Genomic DNA, 19,030 nt, shown 5'->3' on the forward strand with positions numbered 1-19,030 from the left:
TTTTACGTTGCAAATAAACGACTTCCAAACTTGTAATTAAATTTCTCCATATTGCACAACATATTTATTGCAGAATTGTTCAAAGATCAAAATATCCACCCTGTTGCTGAAATGAAATCAAGCCAGTCATTTTTATTTTTCATGTATCGATTATCTTTTTTACCATTGTACCGAACAAAATCATCAGCGGAATCGCAAAGAGCAAACATAGGACATTTTTTAATTCAGCATTATCCGTTGAAAGCTGCATCAAGATCATAGAGAGCGGATACTTTTCTTTGCTCTGCAAAAATGTCATGGGTTGTTCCAAAAGGTTCCAGCTCTCAGCGATAGAAAGGAATGCCGCAATCATAACATACGGTCGTACAATTGGAGCATAAATTTTCCTAAAAAGCACCCAGTTGCTTGCGCCGTCACAAATTGCTGAATCGAACAGGCTACTGTCAATTCTTTTTGCTGCGAACCAAAAGAGTAAAATCATCCAAGGCTGGAAAGCCGTCATTATCAATAGCCCTTTCAGAGAATTCAACCATCCGATGTTCATCAAAACCAGATATTGAGGGAGCATAAGTGCTTGCTGCGGCAAAAGCAAACAGAAAACACAGGTCAAAAGAAAAAATGTCTGTGCTTTCGGAGATGGGATTCTGGCAATCGCATAACTTGCAGGCAACGCAATCACAATTTGAATAAGCACGCCGGCACCTGCAAGAAGCAATGTGTTTTTATAGGCGCAAACAAATTCTGCCAAAGAATCCAACTGCCACAGGTTGTCCAAGTGCATATTAAATATCGAAAAAACAAGAACTATGCATGGCAGCACAAAAATCACAGCGGCTATCAAAGACAACATCCTATATGCAGCTTCTTTTCGTGGGTTCATCGGTTATTCCTCTTTTTTGCCAAGTACATTCCAATTAGCACAAAGGCTCCAACAAAAAGCACAACCAAAATAGATGCCGCTTCCAGTCGTGCATAGTTCATATTCATAAAATTGTTTTGCAGAAAGTGCTGAATACTATATAGTTGTTCATTCGGATGAGCTCCCCCAATCAAATAGGCTTCACGGAAGCATCGAAAGCTATTGTAAATCGTCAAGATTCCACAAATCAATAAAGAACTCTTTATGATTGGAAGCTTTATGTACCAAAAACATTGTAGAGGGGTGACTCCATCCAGCATGGCGGCATCTATGATTTCGGATTCTATGGATTTTATAGCAACTATAAAAATCAAAATCGAAAATCCAAGTGTTTTCCATAACACAATTACAAGGAACATATAAAATGCAACTGGTGTTTCACCCCACTGGCTAGGAGATTTTTGTAAGATGCTTGATGCAATTGTCACAACACAAGCTGCCGGAAGTATTGAAGGAACAAGGAAGAACAGACAAAGTTTTTCTTTTCGGAGCTTTATATAAACTTCCGCAATGAAAATGCCAATAACCAAATTGACGGGTACAATGATGGCCCACAAATGAAACAGATTTCTAACAGCGAGTGAAAATGCCTCATTTTCAAAAAGATCCACATAATTTTGTATGCCGACAAAATCAGTTCCTGTTCCAAGAAAGAAACTTTTCCCAAAAGCAATCAAGATTGGAAACAGATAGCAAAAAAATCCGGCAATAAGTGCCGGCAGAAGAAGGATATTGCTCTGAAGATTCTTTTTCATTTTATTCATCAAGGTACAATTTGAGCCGCGGAGTAAGTCGATCAACAAGCTCATCAAGGGTAATTTCATCATTCCAATACTGAACCATCGTTTCGCTTAGAAGATTTCCGCCATCCTCACTTTGATCAAGCTGCAAGGCACGGTACCAAATTGTGTGATATTGCGCGGCATTGATCTTGTCACATATTGTTCCAAGCTGATCTAGCTGTGCATCAGTCAAATTTTCACCATACATCTCTTTTCGTTTTTCAATATCTTCTTGCCCTATTTTTTCATGGGATGCATCATAGACACTGAATTGATATTGTGCTTCCATACATTTTTTAAGACATCCACGTCGGACAGGAAACATATCTTTATCTGCAAACGCCGAACTCGACTGGCATTCTTCACTAAGAAGATAAGCTAAAAGTGCTTTTACCTCTGCTGGATGCTTTGTATTTCGATTTCCCATTGCGTAAGAACCGATTTCAGCAGTAACACCGCCTAGCTCATTGGGAATGGGAAGTGTTACGGTTTTGATTCCAAGAGCTGCACACTGCCGAAGAAGTCCCACCGTCATATAGCTTGGGTCAAGACTAGCAAAAGGTTCACCGTTTGCAAAATAATCTTGGACTACTTCTGGATTGAAACTGTCAAACAAACCATTTTGCATCTCATAAGAAATTTCACCCGTACGGAATTCTTTCTCGTATGCTAATGTTTGCCGACAACTAACTGTGTCCAAGTTAATAGTGTGATTCTTGTAATCGATAATTGGCTGCGATAACGCGCTTGTCATGCTAAAGTCCATCACAACCAGCATTGGTTTTTCCTTGTAGATACGCAGCAGTTCATCCATCGTGGCCACAAGGCTTTTTGATGCGGCTTGCATATCAAATCCGCTGTCTTTCAAAACGCTTTCTGCACTTGTCAGCGTTGGAACTGAAAAGCACAAAGGTAAAATATACTGCTTTCCTTTTAGTTTTCCAGCATCTAAAAGAGGCATATAAAAATTCTCTGTTGTGAATTCGTTTGAATCCATTACATCGGTGAGATCGAGGAAAGCTCCATTCATCATACTCTTTTCAATATCTGGAAATAGATTAACATTCGTCAATCGGTTTCCTTCCATAATAAAAAGGTCGGGACCCTTGCCTGAAAGGATTTCCGTATTTAGCTGATGAATCTCTGCCTCACGCTCTGCGGTATCATCCTCTTTTGGCGATACGAACTGTATTGTGATATTCGGGTTCTCTTTTTGATAATCTAGCAGTTTTTCATAGATAGGACAATGTGTATCAGGATTTGCATAGTGAGCCGTAAGGTAGACTGTTAACGTAACTGGATTTGAGCTATTCTCTATGACTGGCGCGACTGTATCAGTTTCATTTTGGGCAGATGAGCATCCTGTGAGAAAAACTAGCAGGCTCACTATAATAGCAACGATGAACATGCCAAATCGGGTATTTCGTCTATTGTTATGCATGATTTCAGATTCTCCGACATCTAAAACTTTACTTCATACAAATACCATGTCATAGGCTATGTACAATATGTAGTGCCATGTCCGCATTTTCTTTGTCCACAAATATCTCTGTGACATACTTCGGTTTTATGCCTAGAGTTCCAGTTCTTGCCTGATCGAACGCATTACGCCGATTGACATCTTTGGTTTTGCAATAGAATTTGATTCCAGCAGCTGCCAGTGCATCCGTGATGCGGTTGCACTGGTAGGGGTCAGAAACAGCTGCAACTTGCGATTTGAAAAATTGCTCGAACATAAAAAGACCTCCTATATACGCTCTAAATGATATTCTTACAAATGTTTATTAGAACAACGAAATTTAAGCTTGCTTTATTTCAGCCGCCTACGAATTTTTTCAAAAATCGTATAGATGCACATAAATTTTCGGAAAACATGTAGCACAATCACGATTTTTTCATTCATATAAACCACCACGGCAGTTCCAGCCACAGGTTATCCATAGCCTGTTCCTCGGTCTTTTTGGCGCGGCCTTTTGTCAGGTGAAAGTATATCGCTGTGCCGATCAGCGGATGCTCCTCACCGTCCGTAAAACCGTAACGGTACAGCAGATAGGTCCGTTCCCGTTGGGTCAGCCGTTTCAGGCCATCGTACAGTTCCCGGCGCGATTCCTGCTCCTCCATAATGCTCTGCGGCTGCATGGCGTAGGGGTCGGCTATGGCTTCAATGCGCCGCAGCTGCTCCTCTCCCGGCAGAACATCATCCAGCGAAACACGCTGGTAACAGATGCCGTCCTTGTCCTCCGTTACCATCCGCTGCTCAAAAGCGGCAAAGGCATCCCGCACCATGTCCATCATGGCGTTGCGGATGGCAGGAGCCGCATATGTCAGGAACTTCATGCCGCGCGCTGCATCGAATTTCGGCACAGCTTTCCATAAGCCCAGATTGCCCGCCTGTTTCAAATCGTCCGTGTCAAGGTTCAGGCCAGACTGTGCCAGATTCATGCTACAGAAAAGGTCATTTGCCACCTTGCCGATAAAGGACTTGTTGTTGTCGATCAGGCTGTCCAGTGCGGCGGCATCGCCTTTCTGTGCCAGCGCACAAAGCCGTTCATTCGTCTGCTTCATGGGCGTTTTCCTGCTCTGCGGCAGACTGCAAGATTCCCAGCAAACCGCTCCGCAGCTGTTCCAGTGCTTCCGGCGTAGCTCCCTCCATGCCCGAAACGCTGTCCAACATTGCATCCGTCAACTGCTCTGCCGTAATCGTTGGGTGCTGCACATCCTGCCCTTTGGTCAATTCGGTGAACATCTTCTCGGCCACTTTCTTGCTCATGGCTTCCTGTTCGGCGTAATGGCTCCCGATGCCCTTTTTGATTTCCTTGACCGCCGCCATGAAGTACATCTCAATGTCATCAAGGTCACCTTGGTATACTGGCTTTCTCCGAAGGCTGATGTCCTTTGCGGCTTTGGCTGCTTCCGGGGTCTTGACCTTTGTGCGCAGCAGGGTGCTCAATGTCGTGAGCATGGCGTTCTGTGCTGCGATGCCGGAAGCAAAGGTATCATCAAAATACTGCGCTATGCGGTAAGTAAGCTCTGCGAAGCGAGCGTTTTCCAGCAGCAGATTGACCACCTCTGTATTGACACGCCCTGTGTAGAGGTTCCTTGCGGCTTCAACGGACAAGCCCAGTTCGGCAATGTCGTAATTTTTGCGGTCGGGGATGTTGGTTTCTCCCAGCAGGAAATCCGTGGACACATTAAACAGCCTTGCAATCTTCAGCACCTGCTCATGGGTCAGCGTCCCTTTTGCGCCGCTGATGAAGCGGCTGATGGTGCTTTTGGAGCAGCCGATTTCCTTGGCAAGCTCCGGTTGGCTGATATTGTGCTCTTTCATCAAGTCCGCAAGACGGATGTTGGATGGTGCGGGCAAATATTCCTGTGCCATGAAGTCGGCCCTCCTTTTTGAGCTTTTTCCTCATTATAATACGCTCTGCCGTTTTGTTCAATATACGGTTCCATCTCCGCCCTTGCTGTTGCAGCCCTGCAACCAGTAAGGGCTTTTTTCTTTTTCCGTTGCAGTTCTGCTGCTTTTTCGCCCTTTCCGCAAAATTCTCCGTATATTCAGGCAGGAAGCAAAAAAACACCAGAGTTCCCACTTTGGGGTCTCTGGTGCAGTACATAATATCGCTTCGCCCAGTGGTCGCAGGGTGCGGGGCTTTGTGGGCATCGAACCGCTTGTCCACCCCTGCCCGTAAAAAGTGCATTTTTTCATGGAAGAAATTCGTACAACTTGTACGGTCTGTACTTGTACGCACTTGTACGGCGAATTTTGAGAAAATCGAGCGCTTTATCGTCTGTATTTCGATCATTTGTGCGTCGTACGAACCGTACAGATTATTTGAACTCCGTACGCGATTTTTTCAAATGCGTACGGAGCGATCAAGTTCGCATTGTGCGAACTTGTCGGGGCGAGGCCCCTCCATCTTGCTAGCGCAAGACCGTTCGGTCACTTAAAAGCCCCACTGGGGCTTTCATTGCTTCGCAAACGTGAACTCAATTAGCTCTCCCGCAGGAGACGTTCCCCCTCGGAGAGTCCTCGAAGAGCCCACTACACTTTGCAGACCGCAGGGATGAAAGTGTCATAGTGGGTTATTACACTTCCGAAGAAGTGCATCTCCCCACCGCAAACAAGCTGTTCGCCTAAAGAAAAGCCGCATAACGGAATGTGCCTGTTCCGACTCCTTCTATGTTTCATCGTATTCTAAAATGTCTCCCGGCTGACAATGAAGCTCCCGGCAAATTGCATCCAGTGTAGAAAAACGAATTGCTCTAACCTTTCCGGTCTTTAGATTTGAGAGGTTCGCCATAGAGATTCCAACACGTTCAGAAAGTTCTGTCAAGGAAATCTTTCGGTCTGCCATAATGCGGTCCAATCGTAGTATGATTGCCATTCTTATCCCCTTAAAGAACTTCGTTCAATTCCTTCTGCATCGCAACAGCTTCTTTCAACAACTCAGCCATGATAATCAGAAGTACTCCAGGCAACAGCAATACTGAATCACAGAAGAAAAAGGTCGAACCAGACGCTTGATATCCCGGTAAAAGTGGAAATATCACAGATGCAACCGCAATAAGATAGCCTTCAAGACGAGTGCATTGAACCAGCGTTTTAGAAAAAGTTTTATCACTAAGCATCATCTTCAAAACAGAGATTCCGGCAATCGTCATTACAAGGAAATACAGTTCCTGCGATGCAATGGAAGTGACATTAAGAACCACTCCATGCCTTGCACCCAAAAGCCATTGAATAGGAAGAATCACTGCACTGAACATTTGCGGAACAGTCAGTAAGAATGCCAGTCCGAGAAGTGTTTGTTTCTTTTTGAAAAACGTCTTTTTCTCGGAAGAAGTTGTATCAACCCGAAAATCATTCTTACCCATATTGCATCCCCCTTTGATTTCACATTTAGAATAGCACACGTTAAATTGAAAATCAATATATTTTTATCGTTTATCAAAAAAACCATCTGCATTATGAGTAAGAGTGTTAAACAGTACCCCTTGAAAGGAGGGATGCCCTTTGGCAAGAAACGATGGCGTTGACCGCACCAGTGTCCGAAATCTCGCCGTTTCAGACAAGGCCGTTGGTAACACCCAGCAGCACAACGAGCGCGAAAAGGACAGCTATCGGAACCCCGATATTATCCCCCAGCGCGCTGCATGGAACGTCCACTTCAAAAAGCCAACCGCCAGCTACACTGACCTGTTCGCCCAACTGGAAGCCGCCGGAACCATCTCCACGCGCGGCTTGAAGCCGGATGCCACCCATTATTGCGAGCTTGTCTTTGATGTCAACTCGGCCTATTTTGACAATCACGGTGGCTACGAGTTCGCCAAGCAGTTCTATGAGGATGCCTACAAAGCAGCCGTTCAAATCGTGGGTGGTGAGCAGTATATCCTCTCGGCAGTCATGCACGCCGATGAGATCAACCACGCCATGACCGAAGCACTGGGCCGGGAGGTCTACCACTACCACCTCCATGTGGTCTATGTGCCTGTGGTGGAAAAGCAGATCCTCTGGTCGAAACGCTGCAAGGACAAGGCACTGGTCGGCACAGTCAAGGAGACCGTCATGCAGATCAGCCGGAGCAAGAAGTGGGCATCCAAACCTCTGCTGGATGATGCCGGAAAACCGGTCCTGCAAAAGAGCGGCAAGCCAGTCCTGAAGAAGTCGTACAGTGTCCTGCAAGACGATTTCTTCAACTATATGCGTGCTGCCGGGTACACCGATGTGGAGCGCGGCGAGCGTGGCAGCACCGAAGAACACCTAACCGTCACCCAGTTCAAAGTCCAACGGGAGCAGGAGCGGCTGGACAGCCTGACCGCCCAAGCCGACCAAAAGGCGCAGTCGCTTGCCAAAACCAGTCAGACCCTCTCCAAAAAGGAGAAGGAACTTGCCGCTGTGCAGAAAAAGGCCACGCTCACGAAAGAAGCCCTCATTCATGCGCGCGATCTGGATTATATCGGCAAGCGCACCTTTCTCGGTAACTACTCGCTGACCGAAGAAGAATTTTCCAAGCTGAAAAAGCAAGCCGACCACGGCTATATGATGGACGTGGAGAACCGCCGCCTGAAAGAAGAACTTTCCACCGCCAAGAAGGAAACCATTCATTGGAGCAACAAGTACCACGACCTGTGGTACGATGTAAAGCCCTATCTGGACGCCCTCCACCGTGCGCCTGAACTGGTTCGCAGCTTTCTGGAAAAGATTCTTGCCCCCAAGCAGGAGCGCACCATGAATATGCCGCAGCGAAACCGCAAGCGTGGGCAGGATATGGAACTTTGATTTTCGGAGGATACTATTTGAATAAAAAGAAGAAGTCGAACAAATCCGGCTACCCGGATGAAGCAATCAAGGCGCTGGCACGTTGCTTTTATCCCTCCATGGTTGAGTTTTTCAACAGCGAGGAAGGCCAGCGTGAATATGAGGAATGGCTGAAAGAGCAGGAAGCACTACAAGCCTTGCCTGTTGCCGCATAAAAACAGCAGGACGTTCCCGGAAAAGGGAACGCCCTGCTTTACATAGATGTTTCTCTCCGTGGTGTGTCCGCTTGGGCACACCTCTTATTTTTTTTTGCCCTTAATCTTCTAACCCATGGCTTCCAGCTACGTTTTTCAAATACTCCTCCGGGTCACCGTTCAGAATCAAATCCGCATAGCCCAGTGGGTCGTTGTAGATGAGGTAGTCCAGTTCAGTCTGCTGGGCCATGGTCACATCCAGCGCATCCTCGACCCAGATGCAGTCAATGGAAATTTTTCTCCCATCCCGGAGCAGCAGTTCCACGCAGCCAGTGTCCATATTAAACTTGCAGGCTCTTTCATCGTACTTCATAATCATACCCTCCAAATCTTGTTATTGGCTTACGGTCTATGACAAGGCATCAGAGTTTTGCGTCGTCCACAGGAACCTTCGTTGTTGTACCCGAAGAAAACGAAAAATCCGAACCCTTCTCCAATCGGAAACAGGTTCGGATTTTTCTTGTTTGGTGGGCGCGGGTGGATTCGAACCACCGAAGCTGAAAGCAGCAGATTTACAGTCTGTCCCCATTGGCCACTCGGGAACACGCCCATATTCAGTTTTGCAGTCCATGGATTGCCTGTATATATTACCACCCGGATGGTAGTTTGTCAACATCTTTTGCGGAATTTTTGGATCTTTGTGTCGAAAGCAAAAACACAAAAGCAAAAGCCGCCCAGAAATCAACGTTCCTGAGCGGCTTTTTGGAGCTGGTGACAGGAGTTGAACCTGCAACCCACTGATTACAAATCAGTTGCGCTGCCATTGCGCCACACCAGCATGGATCAAGCGGTCTTTTGATAGAATACCAAAAAACGCGCGGCTTGTCAATATCTTCTTGGCGCGCAAAAAAACAACCCATTCCCCAAACAGTATACTATACCGTTTAACAAATGAGGTGCCATTGCCATCAGTTCATGCTTTCGTCTGCTTTTAGCATTCTTTTCTGTTGCATCACGTTTTGATACCCGTAATTTTCAACGCAATACATCGATAATAAAATCGAACCATTCGATTCTATTATCATAAAAACCCCACAGGAACCGCGGACGGCTCCTGTGGGGTTCAAAGTCTGTTGTATTCTTTTTTGAGCAGCGGGCTGCTTCAGCGGGCAAGGGCCTGCTGGATCTTTGCAAAATCCTCCAGTGTGAGGGCTTCCGGGCGGATGCGGGCATCAAAACCGGCGGCTTCAATGGCGGCTGTCACCGCGTCCTTGGACATCCCCAGACCGCTGGCAATGGCGTTTGCAGCCGTTTTGCGGCGCTGTCCGAAGGCGGCACGCACCAGCGCAAAATAGCCTTCTTCGTCCTCCACCTGCACAGCGGGCTGCGGACGGATCTCCATGCGCACCACGGCGCTGGTCACCTTGGGGGCCGGGTAAAAACTGCCGGGCGCAGCGGTGAACATCATTTTGGAGGTGGCATAGTAGCTCACCGCGCAGCTGATGGCGCTGGATGCACGGGTGCCGGGCGCAGCAGCCAGACGGTCGGCAGCTTCCTTCTGTACCATGACGGTCAGGCTTTCAATGGGCAGGCGGTCGCCCAGCAGCTTCATGACGATGGGACTGGTGATGTAGTAGGGCAGGTTGGCGCACACAGCCACCGGCATACCGGGGAATTCTTCCGCAATAAGAGCCTTCAGGTCAACTTTCAGTACATCCTGTAATACCAGTTTGAAATTGTCCACTCCGGCCATCGTTTCGGCCAGCAGCGGCGGCAGGCGTTCGTCCACCTCAATGGACACCACCTTGGCGGCGCGCTTTGCCAGTTCCCGAGTCAGCACACCAATGCCGGGGCCGATCTCAATGACACCATAGCGCTTATCCACGCCGCTGGCATCCACGATCTTGGGCGGCAGACCCGGGTTGATGATAAAGTTCTGTCCAAAACCCTTGGAGAGTGCAAAATCGTATTTTTCACACAGGGCGCGGATCACCGAGAGGTCGGTCAGTTCGGGCATAGATTCCATCCTTTTTCATAGTACGATTTGAATGCCCTCCGCGTCGCTTTGGGCATATTCAGCGGAAATATTATTATAATATGGCAACCCAGCCAGACCTGCGGGTCTGGCTGGGTTGCATTTTCACGAGAAGGGGTCAGTACGGCAAACAGCACCGCAATAAACCGGGTTCCTTTTTACAAGAAGAAGCCCATGCAGCATTTCTGCCGGTTTTACCCTTTATTCTGCGCTGGATGCTGCTTCGCTGCCGGCTTCTGCTTCGGTGGAGGAAGCCGTTTCCTCAGAGGAAGCGTTCTCCGGCTCAGCGGCAGCGCTGTCGGCTTCTTCGGAAGCAGCAGCCGAGGAAGCTGCTTCGTTGACACCGCCCAAAGTCGTGGTACCGCTCAGCTGCTGTGCTGCGCTGACCGCACGCTGGATCTGCGGGTCATCCTCGGGGGTATAATCGTAGAAATTCGTGCTCTCTTCGGCACTGAGGGCACGCTCCACATCCACGCTCAGGCCGGTGCCATCAAAGCAGGAGCCGTCGCCGCAGATGAGCTTTGCCACCGTGATGCTCACGGCGCTGCCATCCGAAAGGCGCTGCGGGCTGCTCTGGATGGTGCCCTTGCCCATGGTGGTGGTGCCCACCAGACGTGCGCCGTTCATGGTGCGCAGGCTGGCAGCAAACAGCTCTGCCGCGCTGGCGGTGTTGCCGTTGACCAGACAGACGATGGGCAGCTCCACCTTGCTCTCATCGTCGCTGCTGCCAATGATGGTTCGGTTTCCGTTCTTATCCTCGGCATAGGCCACAGTGCCTTCCGGGGCGATCAGATCGATGCAGCTGATGGCATCATCCAACACGCCGCCGCCGTTATCGCGCAGGTCGAACACAAGGCTCTGGGCGCCGCTGGTAGTGAGAGACCGGATGGCATAGTCCAGCTCGCTGGGCGTGCTGCCGTCGAACTGGCGGATCTTGATGTAACCCACGCTGTCCAGCATCTGGTAGTCCACAGTCGTGCTGGTGTAGCCGGAGTGGGTCAGGTCCGCCGTCCGGGAAGCAGCCTTGCTGTCGAGCCATGTAACATTGACGATGGTGCCGGCTTCGCCCTGCAGGCGGGACTGCACGGCATCCACCCCGGAAAGGCTCTTCACATCGGTGCCGTCAATAGCAGTGATGTAATCGCCCACCACGATACCGGCTTCCTGCGCAGGCGAGTCCTCATACACCCTGGTCACTCTGGCATAGCCGGTCTGGTCCATGCCAAGCTCCACGCCAATGCCCATCACCTTGCCGCTCTGCTGGTTCATCAGCTCGGTGTAGGCGTTGGCGGTGTAGTAACGGGCGTACTTGTCGCCGATACCCAGCAGGTAGCCTGCGGTCAGGCGGTCGTACAGCACCGTTTCATCAATGGTGTAGTAGTCGTTGCTGCGCACATAGCGGTCCACCTCGGCCACTTTGTTGTACATGCTCTCCTTTTCCTTCACGCTGCTCACTGTGCTGTCAAACAGACGCATGGCAATGAGCATGGTAATGGAAAAGGTCACGGTCATGGCAAGGATCACAATGGTGACAGCCATGCCCACAGAGATCTTACGGTTCATGCCTTGCTCCCTCCTGTCAGAACAGCAGCATCATCAGCACACTGCCCAGCAGCGAGAGTGCAAACACGCCTGCCAGCAAAAGGCAGCCGATGCGCAGCAAACGCTTATGTTTTTGTTCGTTCATAGAATACCAGACTCCTTATAAATACACTCAGTTGTGCGGGAACGGGATATAACCGCGCGGATTAACCGCATTGGCCTTGCTGCCGCCCTTCCAGACCTCCAGATGCAGGTGATTGCCGGTAGAGTTGCCGGTGGAACCAACGTAGCCGATCAGCTCACCCTGCTTGACATACTTGCCCGCACTGGTGGCTACCGACTTCATATGGCCGTACAGGGTACTGTAGGCGTTGCCGTCCGACATGCTGCCGTGGTAGATGATGACATAGTTGCCATAGCCGCCGCTGGACCAGCCCGCCACCTGCACATAGCCGCTTGCGGCTGCGTAGATGGGGGTACCGCCCGGCGCAGCCAGATCAATGCCGGCATGCAGTCTGTTCACGCCGGACACCGGGTTCTTGCGCCAGCCGTACTCACTGGAAATGCGGGTATAGCTCTTCAGCGGGCAGGCAAAGCCGGTAAAGCTCAGCTGCGGCTTGCTGGATGCAGCGGCCGCGATCAGCTTCTGGATCTCTTTCTTGACGGCCTCATAGTTCAGCTCGTCCGATTCAATAGCGGCCTGTGCCGTCTGCTGGGCCTTCTGGGCATCCTGTGCAGAAAGCTGCGCCGCAGAAATGCTGCTGTTCAACTCGCTCTGCTTTGCCTTCATCTGGTAGTTCTGGGTATCCAGCTCCGCCTTCTGGCTCTGCAGTTCCTTGCGCTGGGCCTCCAGTTCCACCTTGTCCGCTTCCAGTTCAGACTTGGCCGCCTTCATGTTGTCCATGATCTCGGTATCTTTGATGGAGATATCCTGCATGACCTCGTTGAAGGTGAGCAGCTCATACAGGTCGTTCACTGCGCTCAGCATGGCCACACTGCCGCCGTCGCGCAGCTCCTGCATGGCAGCCATGTGCTTTTTAAAATCACCCCACTGGCTGTCGATCTCGGCCTGCTTCTGGGTGATCTCGCCTTCCTTGGCGGTGATCTTTTGCTCGGTCTGGCCAATGTTGTTCTGCACAGCAGCGATCTGGGTGCTCAGCACGCTGATTTGAGACTGAATGATGCCCACGCGATCCTTCAGCTCCGTTTCCAGCGCTTTTGCAGCAGCTTCCTTTTTCTTTGCGTCCGAAAGCTCCTTCTTGTGCTGGTCGATGGATTTGGAAAGGCTGTTCAGCTTGTTCTGCAGGCTGGCCATGCTGGTGGCTGCCGTGGCCGGCTGGAAGCTGACGCTTGCCGCAAGGCATACCGCCGCCAGGCACAGACTCACGCCGCGCAGCAGCTTGCTGCGGGCAGGCTCCGGCCGTGCATGGCGCGGCGTATGGCCGGGCATCTGCAGGCGGAAGGGCTTTGCATGAAGTGCTTTTTTCATGTGCGGCTCCTTTCGATCACACGTTCAGGTGCTTGCGGATGGAGAACATACTGCCCAGACCACCCACAACGGCACCGCCGATGAGGCTGTACGGGATGATAGTGGACCAGACGGCGCTCACCGGCACCAGTGCCTGACCCATGATCATTTCCCACACGCCACCCAGACCGTCGGAGGCCTGCACCATGTAGGAGTAGCCGCCCAGACTAATCGCTGCAGTGAGCACGCCGGAGATCAGGCCCATGGTCAGACCTTCCACAACGAAGGGCAGAGTGACCAGACCGTTGGTGGCGCCCACGTACTTCATGATCTCAATTTCGCGGCGGCGCGCAAACACGCTCAGGCGGATGGTGCTGCCCACCGTGATGATGCTGACGACCATCAGCACCAGCACGATACCGCGGCCCACTTTGGTAACAGAGCGCTGCACCTGCACAAAGACATTGGTCATTTCCACCGGGGCGGTAACGCTGTACACGCCCTGAATGGCCTGCATCTGCTTGCTCATGCTCTCCATCTGGCTCAGATCCGCGATGGAAACGCGGTAGTTGGCCTTGAAGGGGTTGTCATTTTCAAACTCATCCCACAGGGAGGAGTAATCTTCCATGTAATTGCGGTAGGTGTTCAGCACGTCCTGCTTGGAGACGAACTGCACATTGGTCACGCCGGGCATTGCCGCCAGCTTTTCGCCCACGGTCTGCGCAGTGGCATCATCACACTCCGGGTCCAGATAGACCACGGTCTCGTTCTGGCTGCCCAGATAGTTCACCATGCTGTCCACGTTCACCTCGGCAAGGCTTGCAAAGGTGTTCAGGGTCATACAGACACTGAGGGACAGGATGCACACAAAGGTCATGGCCCAGTGCTTGCCCAGATTGCGGATGCCGCGCCGGATCAGAAAAAAGAAGGTAGAAGGTCTCATCATACGGTGGCCGCCTCCTTTTCTGCGGTGTCAGCAGGTTCCAGCTCGGTCTCGAACAGGCGTTCTTTGCGCTCTGCGCGTGCGCGGATGGCTTCCTTGTCGGCAGGCACATCCGAAATGATGCGGCCCTTTTTCAGGGTGACGACGCGCTGGTGGAACTGGCGCACCAGCTCGTGCTCATGGGTAACGACCACCACGGTGATGCCCATTTCGCTCACCCGCTCCAGCAGCTCCATCATTTCCAGGCTCAATTCCGGGTCGATATTGCCAGTGGGCTCGTCCGCAATGACCAGCTTGGGGCCGTGGGCAAGGGCGCGGGCCACAGCCACGCGCTGCTGTTCACCGCCGGAAAGGGTGTCCGGATAGGCCTTGGCCTTATCCTCCAGATGCACCAGCTCCAGCATGTACTCCACACGATCGCTGATCTCCCGGCGCTTGACGTTGGTCACATGCATGGCAAAGGCGATGTTCTCGTACACAGTCATGGTGGGGATCAGCCGGAAATCCTGAAAGATAATGCCCATCTGACGGCGCAGATACGGCACCTGATGGCGGTGCAGGCAGGCAACATCCTTGCCCAGCACGGTCACCTTGCCCTCACTGGGCAGCTCTTCGCGCAGCAGCAGCTTGAGCAGAGTGGATTTGCCTGCGCCGGAATGGCCCAGCAGGAACACGAACTCGCCGTCGTCCACATGGAGATTGATATCGTCCAGTGCCAGCGGTCCGCCCCGTTTATATTCCTTGGAAACGTGTTCTAAATCGATCATAGGGTAATATTAGCTCCTGACATTAGAATCTGTTTTCACAGCAAAAAGAACCGGCCAGCATCGGTTTCGAGCGGCCGGTTCTGCACTGCAGGCAGAGCCTGCAGCTTATTAGTATTTGGCCGGATTGTTGGACAGGTACTTCTTGACCATCAGTGCTACCTTAAAGACGATAGCATCGTCGAACTCACGCAGATCCAGGCCAGTCAGCTTTTTGATCTTTTCCAGACGATACACCAGCGTGTTGCGGTGCACAAACAGGCCGCGGCTGGTTTCAGACACATTCAGGTTATTCTCGAAGAAGCGCTGGATGGTGAACAGGGTCTCCTGATCCAGGCTTTCGATGCTGCCCTGCTTGAACACCTCGCGCAGGAACATCTCGCACACGGTGGTGGGCAGCTGATAGATCAGGCGTGCAATGCCCAGATTATCGTAGCGGATGATCTGCTTTTCGGTGTCGAACACCTTGCTCACTTCCATGGCGATCTGTGCTTCCTTAAAGGAGGTAGCCAGATCTTTCACGTTGGAGATGGGGGTGCCGATGCCCACCACAGCCTTGATGTAATGCTCGCCGGACAGGGTATCCACGATGCTGGCAGCCAGCTTTTCCATATCGGTGCGGTCGATGCCCTTGCGGATCTCCTTGACCAGCACGGTATCCGTCTCGCTGATATTGAACACAAAGTCCTTCTGCTTATCCGGAAACAGGCTGCTGACCACATCGTAGGCGGAGATATCGCCGCCGCTGGTAACACGCACGATGAACACCACGCGGGAAACATCGGTGGCAAAGTGCAGCTCACGGGCCTTGGCATAGATATCGCCGGGCAGGATGTTATCCAGCACCACATTCTTGATAAAGTTGGACTTATCAAACTTTTCGTCGTGGTACTGCTTGATGCTCTGCAGGCTGATGGACAGCATAGCGGCAAACTGACCAGCCGTCTCGTCCACGCCTTCCACGAATACTGCATAATCGTTATGCTTGGCGCTGGAGAACTGCTGATAGGTGTAGCCATCGCGCACAAAGCGGTCGCCTGCGGTCAGACGCTCCGCCATGAAACCCTCGCGCACCTCGCCGATCAGGTTCAGCTCCGAGCAGGAAATAACAGCGCCGGTCTCATCCACCACGCCGACCACCCGGTTGATCGCGTCTTTCATCTGGTAGATCACGCTTTGAAATACTCTATTGGCCATAATGGATACCCCTTTTCCTCGTTTGTGCAAACCGCAGCGGCAGCCGGTCGTGATTTTTAACAATTTAGCTGCATTACATTTTATATTTTACACAAAAGAATTTACTTTTGCAACATATTTCAACAAAAAAGATAGTTTTTTCTTGTGAATATTATCTTTAGGGGCCATTCTGAACCAAAAAAGTGCCTTTTTGCGTGGTTCTGCCCCCTATTCTACCGGAAAAATGTGTTGCTTTTTTGAAATTCGGGTGAAAAGCCGACCCTGTCAGCTGGAAATTTTTGACACTTCTTCGGCAGAAAGCTCCCGCCACTGGCCCGGTGCAAGGGCCGGGTCGAGTGCAAGGCCGCCGATGGCATCCCGGTGCAGGCCGTTCACACCTGCGCCGTACACGCCGAACATCCGCTTGATCTGGTGGTATACGCCCTGCTTGAGCACCACCCGCACCGTGCAGCCATCGGCAGAAAGGGCCGTCACCTCCGCAGGCGAAAGCGCTGTGCCGTCGGCAAGGGTCACGCCCGCCGCAAAGCCGGTGCGCATCTGCTCGGTCAGCGGCGTGTCCAACACCACGGTGTAGGTCTTGGAGACGTGGCGCTTTGGAGCAAGGATGTCGTGGGCAAAGGTGCCGTCATCGGTCAGCAGCACAAAGCCGGTGCTGGTCTTGTCCAGCCTTCCCGCCGGGAACAGCTGCCGCCGGGGATAAGCATCCCTCACCAGATCGACCACGGTGGTGTCACGCTTGTCGGTGGAAGCGCTCACCACGCCCTCGGGTTTGTTGAGCATCAGGTACACAAACTGCTGGTAATTCAGGGCTTTGCCGTCCACGGCCACCGTATCGGTTTCCCTGAGCTGGGTGTCCCCTTTTTTGCAGACAGCACCGTTCACCTGCACCCGCCCTTTGGAAAGCAGCGCCTTAGCCTCGCTGCGGGTGCACTGGGCCGTCTCGGCTAAGTATTTATCCAATCGCATATGCGGTTCTCCTTTTACATAGGTTTGGAGTTTTAGTGTAACATGATAAAATGATTTGCGCAAGAGAACTCCTTCCGTCATCGCTGCGCGATGCCACTGTTCCCCTTTTTGTCACTTGCGTGACATCTGTTCCTCTCTTTGTCACCTGTGGTGACATTTCTCCCCGGCGCGGGGAGAATCTGTCCCGGCCGGGGGAAGTCTTTCTCACTGAGGGAGGCTTTGGAAGTACGGTAAACTTTTTCTCCTCGTCAGAGGCTCCCTCTTAGAGGGAGCTGACGCACGAAGTGCAGCTGAAGGAGTTTTTCTTTCCGGTCCTTTTCGTGAAAAAGCAAGAAGGAGAAGCCCACAGGCTTCTCCTTCTTGCAAAACAAACTGTAACTTCCGCTGTTTATGCTCAGCGCGTAAGCGGAGAGCATTTAAAATCAAACACTCAAAGATGCGTGCTGCTCCACGGCATCGGGGTTTGCATCGAAGATGGGCTTGAGCACATTGGCGATGAACTCCTCCACCTGCTGCGGTGCACGGCCCACAAAGTTCTCCGGCACAAGGCCCGCCACGATCTCCTCGCGGGTCAGGCCAAAGGCAGGGTCGGCAGCGATACGGTCCACCATATCGTTGGGCAGGCCCTCTTCCTTGACCTGCTTGCCGGCGGCGATGGCGTGCTGGCGCAGGCGCTCGTGCAGCTCCTGACGGTTTCCGCCCTTTTCCACAGCCTGCATCATGATGTTCTCACTGGCCATGAAGGGCAGCTCTGCCATCAGACGGCTGCGCACCACCTTGGGATACACCACGATGCCGTCGGTGACATTGAGCATGATGTTCAGGATAGCGTCGGTGGCAAGGAAGCCCTCAGCCATGGCGACACGCTTGTTGGCGCTGTCGTCCAGCGTGCGCTCAAACCACTGGGTGCCGGTGGTGAAGCTGGGGTTCAGCACATCTACCATCAGGTAGCGGCTCAGTGCGCAGATACGCTCGCAGCGCATGGGGTTGCGCTTGTAAGGCATGGCGGAGGAACCGATCTGGTTCTTTTCAAACGGCTCCTCCATCTCCTTGAAGTTGGCCAGCAGGCGCAGGTCGGTGGCGAACTTCATGCAGCTCTGGCCAATGCCGGCCAGGGCATTCAGGATGAAGGCATCCACCTTGCGGCTGTAGGTCTGGCCGGACACGGGGATGACCGCTTCGGGCGCAAAGCCCATCTCCCTGGCGATGGAAGCATCCACGGCGCGGATCTTATCGGCATCGCCCTTGAACAGCTCCATAAAGGAAGCCTGCGTGCCGGTGGTACCCTTGACACCGCGCAGCTGCAGAACAGCAAGACGGTGGTCGATCTCCTGCAGGTCCATCACCAGCTCGTTGGCCCACAGGGTGGCGCGCTTGCCCACGGTGGTGGGCTGAGCGGGCTGGCAGTGAGTATAGGCCATGCAGGGCATGTCCTTGTATTCCTCGGCGAAGCGGCCCAGCTTTGCCAACACACCGATCAGCTTTTTGCGCACCAGTTCCAGACCCTGACGCATCACGATGATGTCGGTGTTGTCGCCCACATAGCAGCTGGTGGCACCCAGATGGATGATGCCGGCAGCCTTGGGGCACTGCTGGCCGTAGGCGTACACATGGCTCATCACGTCGTGGCGCACCAGCTTTTCGCGCTCGATGGCCACTTCATAGTTGATATCGTCCACATGGGCTTCCAGCTCAGCCACCATATCGGGGGTGATGTTGGTCAGGCCCTGCTCCATTTCGGCCCGGGCCAGCGCCACCCACAGGCGGCGCCATGTGCGGAACTTGTTATCGTCCGAGAAGATATACTGCATCTCGTCCGAGGAATAGCGGGTGGAAAAGGGGCTGATATAACGATCATGCTGAGACATTGATTGTTTCCTCCTGAAAGTGACTCCCCCAGTCGCCTTCCGGCGACAGCCCCCTCGGGGAGGGGGCCTTTCAGCCTCCCTCTCCGAGGGAGG

19 protein-coding genes and 2 tRNA genes are annotated in these 19,030 nt (G+C 52.0%); 2 read left to right on the forward strand and 19 right to left on the reverse strand.

The features are described from left to right. Window positions 1-139: 139 nt before the first annotated feature. From DW937_RS04595 to DW937_RS04635, 8 genes are all read right to left on the reverse strand, one after another. Window positions 140-880 carry an ABC transporter permease subunit gene (locus DW937_RS04595; RefSeq protein WP_120120265.1) on the reverse strand — a complete coding sequence of 247 codons (741 nt, stop codon included), beginning with the start codon at window positions 878-880 and terminating at the stop codon, window positions 140-142. Beyond that, the gene (locus DW937_RS04600) at window positions 877-1,728 is read right to left on the reverse strand and encodes a sugar ABC transporter permease (protein ID WP_243111429.1); all 852 of its coding nucleotides are present in this window, start codon (window positions 1,726-1,728) and stop codon (window positions 877-879) included. The genes DW937_RS04595 and DW937_RS04600 overlap by 4 nt, the downstream gene beginning before the upstream one ends. Beyond that, the gene (locus DW937_RS04605; RefSeq protein ID WP_120120267.1) at window positions 1,676-3,142 is read right to left on the reverse strand and encodes an ABC transporter substrate-binding protein; all 1,467 of its coding nucleotides are present in this window, start codon (window positions 3,140-3,142) and stop codon (window positions 1,676-1,678) included. The genes DW937_RS04600 and DW937_RS04605 overlap by 53 nt, the downstream gene beginning before the upstream one ends. Window positions 3,143-3,191: 49 nt before the next feature. Beyond that, window positions 3,192-3,437, reverse strand: a complete 246-nt coding sequence (locus DW937_RS04610; RefSeq protein ID WP_120120268.1) for a hypothetical protein — start codon at window positions 3,435-3,437, stop codon at window positions 3,192-3,194. Window positions 3,438-3,600: 163 nt separating this feature from the next. Beyond that, window positions 3,601-4,266, reverse strand: coding sequence for a sigma-70 family RNA polymerase sigma factor (locus DW937_RS04615; protein WP_120120269.1), 666 nt, complete (start codon window positions 4,264-4,266; stop codon window positions 3,601-3,603). Then, window positions 4,250-5,080, reverse strand: a complete 831-nt coding sequence (locus DW937_RS04620; RefSeq protein WP_120120270.1) for a helix-turn-helix transcriptional regulator — start codon at window positions 5,078-5,080, stop codon at window positions 4,250-4,252. The genes DW937_RS04615 and DW937_RS04620 overlap by 17 nt, the downstream gene beginning before the upstream one ends. Before the next feature lie 799 nt (window positions 5,081-5,879). After that, entirely contained in the window at window positions 5,880-6,086 is a 207-nt protein-coding gene (locus DW937_RS04630) for a helix-turn-helix transcriptional regulator (RefSeq protein ID WP_120120272.1), read from the reverse strand. A 10-nt stretch (window positions 6,087-6,096) separates the two neighbouring features. Then, the gene (locus tag DW937_RS04635; RefSeq protein ID WP_120120273.1) at window positions 6,097-6,576 is read right to left on the reverse strand and encodes a DUF2975 domain-containing protein; all 480 of its coding nucleotides are present in this window, start codon (window positions 6,574-6,576) and stop codon (window positions 6,097-6,099) included. Between the two features lie 139 nt (window positions 6,577-6,715). Here DW937_RS04635 and DW937_RS04640 point away from each other — a divergent pair, with 139 nt between their 5' ends. Both DW937_RS04640 and DW937_RS04645 read left to right on the forward strand, forming a co-directional pair. Beyond that, window positions 6,716-7,981 (forward strand): plasmid recombination protein, encoded by a 1,266-nt coding sequence (locus tag DW937_RS04640; protein ID WP_120120274.1) that lies wholly within the window; start codon window positions 6,716-6,718, stop codon window positions 7,979-7,981. Between the two features lie 17 nt (window positions 7,982-7,998). Beyond that, window positions 7,999-8,175 carry a hypothetical protein gene (locus tag DW937_RS04645; protein WP_236131602.1) on the forward strand — a complete coding sequence of 59 codons (177 nt, stop codon included), beginning with the start codon at window positions 7,999-8,001 and terminating at the stop codon, window positions 8,173-8,175. A gap of 100 nt (window positions 8,176-8,275) precedes the next feature. On the opposite strand, the gene DW937_RS04650 is transcribed toward DW937_RS04645, so the two are convergent. From DW937_RS04650 to purB, 11 genes are all read right to left on the reverse strand, one after another. Then, entirely contained in the window at window positions 8,276-8,527 is a 252-nt protein-coding gene (locus DW937_RS04650; protein ID WP_120120276.1) for a DUF6061 family protein, read from the reverse strand. Between the two features lie 152 nt (window positions 8,528-8,679). Next, window positions 8,680-8,764: transfer RNA gene (locus DW937_RS04655), tRNA-Tyr, on the reverse strand. 153 nt (window positions 8,765-8,917) lie between these two features. Then, window positions 8,918-8,992 (reverse strand) — tRNA-Thr (locus DW937_RS04660). A gap of 324 nt (window positions 8,993-9,316) precedes the next feature. Beyond that, on the reverse strand, window positions 9,317-10,171 hold the full coding sequence (gene rsmA / locus DW937_RS04665; RefSeq protein WP_097775225.1) for a 16S rRNA (adenine(1518)-N(6)/adenine(1519)-N(6))-dimethyltransferase RsmA: 855 nt from the start codon (window positions 10,169-10,171) through the stop codon (window positions 9,317-9,319). Between the two features lie 219 nt (window positions 10,172-10,390). After that, window positions 10,391-11,752 (reverse strand): S41 family peptidase, encoded by a 1,362-nt coding sequence (locus DW937_RS04670; RefSeq protein WP_120120277.1) that lies wholly within the window; start codon window positions 11,750-11,752, stop codon window positions 10,391-10,393. 151 nt (window positions 11,753-11,903) lie between these two features. Next, window positions 11,904-13,220: a M23 family metallopeptidase gene (locus DW937_RS04675; RefSeq protein ID WP_120120278.1), complete on the reverse strand. Its 1,317-nt coding sequence runs from the start codon at window positions 13,218-13,220 to the stop codon at window positions 11,904-11,906. 16 nt (window positions 13,221-13,236) lie between these two features. Beyond that, on the reverse strand, window positions 13,237-14,145 hold the full coding sequence (locus DW937_RS04680) for a permease-like cell division protein FtsX (protein ID WP_120120279.1): 909 nt from the start codon (window positions 14,143-14,145) through the stop codon (window positions 13,237-13,239). Next, complete coding sequence (ftsE, locus tag DW937_RS04685) at window positions 14,142-14,909, reverse strand: cell division ATP-binding protein FtsE (protein WP_120020907.1); 768 nt, start codon at window positions 14,907-14,909, stop codon at window positions 14,142-14,144. Before ftsE ends, DW937_RS04680 begins: the two co-directional genes overlap by 4 nt. 108 nt (window positions 14,910-15,017) lie before the next feature. After that, a complete protein-coding gene (locus tag DW937_RS04690; RefSeq protein ID WP_005944450.1) occupies window positions 15,018-16,103 on the reverse strand; it encodes a helix-turn-helix domain-containing protein in 1,086 nt (361 codons plus the stop codon). Window positions 16,104-16,367: 264 nt separating this feature from the next. Then, complete coding sequence (locus tag DW937_RS04695) at window positions 16,368-17,069, reverse strand: pseudouridine synthase (protein WP_120120280.1); 702 nt, start codon at window positions 17,067-17,069, stop codon at window positions 16,368-16,370. Window positions 17,070-17,491: 422 nt separating this feature from the next. Next, window positions 17,492-18,937 (reverse strand): adenylosuccinate lyase, encoded by a 1,446-nt coding sequence (gene purB, locus DW937_RS04700; RefSeq protein ID WP_120120281.1) that lies wholly within the window; start codon window positions 18,935-18,937, stop codon window positions 17,492-17,494. Between the last annotated feature and the right edge of the window lie 93 nt (window positions 18,938-19,030).

Source organism: Faecalibacterium sp. AM43-5AT, assembly GCF_003603345.1.
GTDB classification, from domain to species: Bacteria; Bacillota; Clostridia; order Oscillospirales; family Ruminococcaceae; genus Faecalibacterium; species Faecalibacterium taiwanense.

Bases quoted from the DNA above. Each gene is read 5' to 3' on its own strand.
- DW937_RS04595 (WP_120120265.1), bottom strand. From the start codon at position 880: ATGAACCCACGAAAAGAAGCTGCATATAGGATGTTGTCTTTGATAGCC.
- DW937_RS04600 (WP_243111429.1), bottom strand. From the start codon at position 1,728: ATGAGCTTGTTGATCGACTTACTCCGCGGCTCAAATTGTACCTTGATG.
- DW937_RS04605 (WP_120120267.1), bottom strand. From the start codon at position 3,142: ATGCATAACAATAGACGAAATACCCGATTTGGCATGTTCATCGTTGCT.
- DW937_RS04610 (WP_120120268.1), bottom strand. From the start codon at position 3,437: ATGTTCGAGCAATTTTTCAAATCGCAAGTTGCAGCTGTTTCTGACCCC.
- DW937_RS04615 (WP_120120269.1), bottom strand. From the start codon at position 4,266: ATGAAGCAGACGAATGAACGGCTTTGTGCGCTGGCACAGAAAGGCGAT.
- DW937_RS04620 (WP_120120270.1), bottom strand. From the start codon at position 5,080: ATGGCACAGGAATATTTGCCCGCACCATCCAACATCCGTCTTGCGGAC.
- DW937_RS04630 (WP_120120272.1), bottom strand. From the start codon at position 6,086: ATGGCAATCATACTACGATTGGACCGCATTATGGCAGACCGAAAGATT.
- DW937_RS04635 (WP_120120273.1), bottom strand. From the start codon at position 6,576: ATGGGTAAGAATGATTTTCGGGTTGATACAACTTCTTCCGAGAAAAAG.
- DW937_RS04650 (WP_120120276.1), bottom strand. From the start codon at position 8,527: ATGAAGTACGATGAAAGAGCCTGCAAGTTTAATATGGACACTGGCTGC.
- rsmA (WP_097775225.1), bottom strand. From the start codon at position 10,171: ATGCCCGAACTGACCGACCTCTCGGTGATCCGCGCCCTGTGTGAAAAA.
- DW937_RS04670 (WP_120120277.1), bottom strand. From the start codon at position 11,752: ATGAACCGTAAGATCTCTGTGGGCATGGCTGTCACCATTGTGATCCTT.
- DW937_RS04675 (WP_120120278.1), bottom strand. From the start codon at position 13,220: ATGAAAAAAGCACTTCATGCAAAGCCCTTCCGCCTGCAGATGCCCGGC.
- DW937_RS04680 (WP_120120279.1), bottom strand. From the start codon at position 14,145: ATGATGAGACCTTCTACCTTCTTTTTTCTGATCCGGCGCGGCATCCGC.
- ftsE (WP_120020907.1), bottom strand. From the start codon at position 14,909: ATGATCGATTTAGAACACGTTTCCAAGGAATATAAACGGGGCGGACCG.
- DW937_RS04690 (WP_005944450.1), bottom strand. From the start codon at position 16,103: ATGGCCAATAGAGTATTTCAAAGCGTGATCTACCAGATGAAAGACGCG.
- DW937_RS04695 (WP_120120280.1), bottom strand. From the start codon at position 17,069: ATGCGATTGGATAAATACTTAGCCGAGACGGCCCAGTGCACCCGCAGC.
- purB (WP_120120281.1), bottom strand. From the start codon at position 18,937: ATGTCTCAGCATGATCGTTATATCAGCCCCTTTTCCACCCGCTATTCC.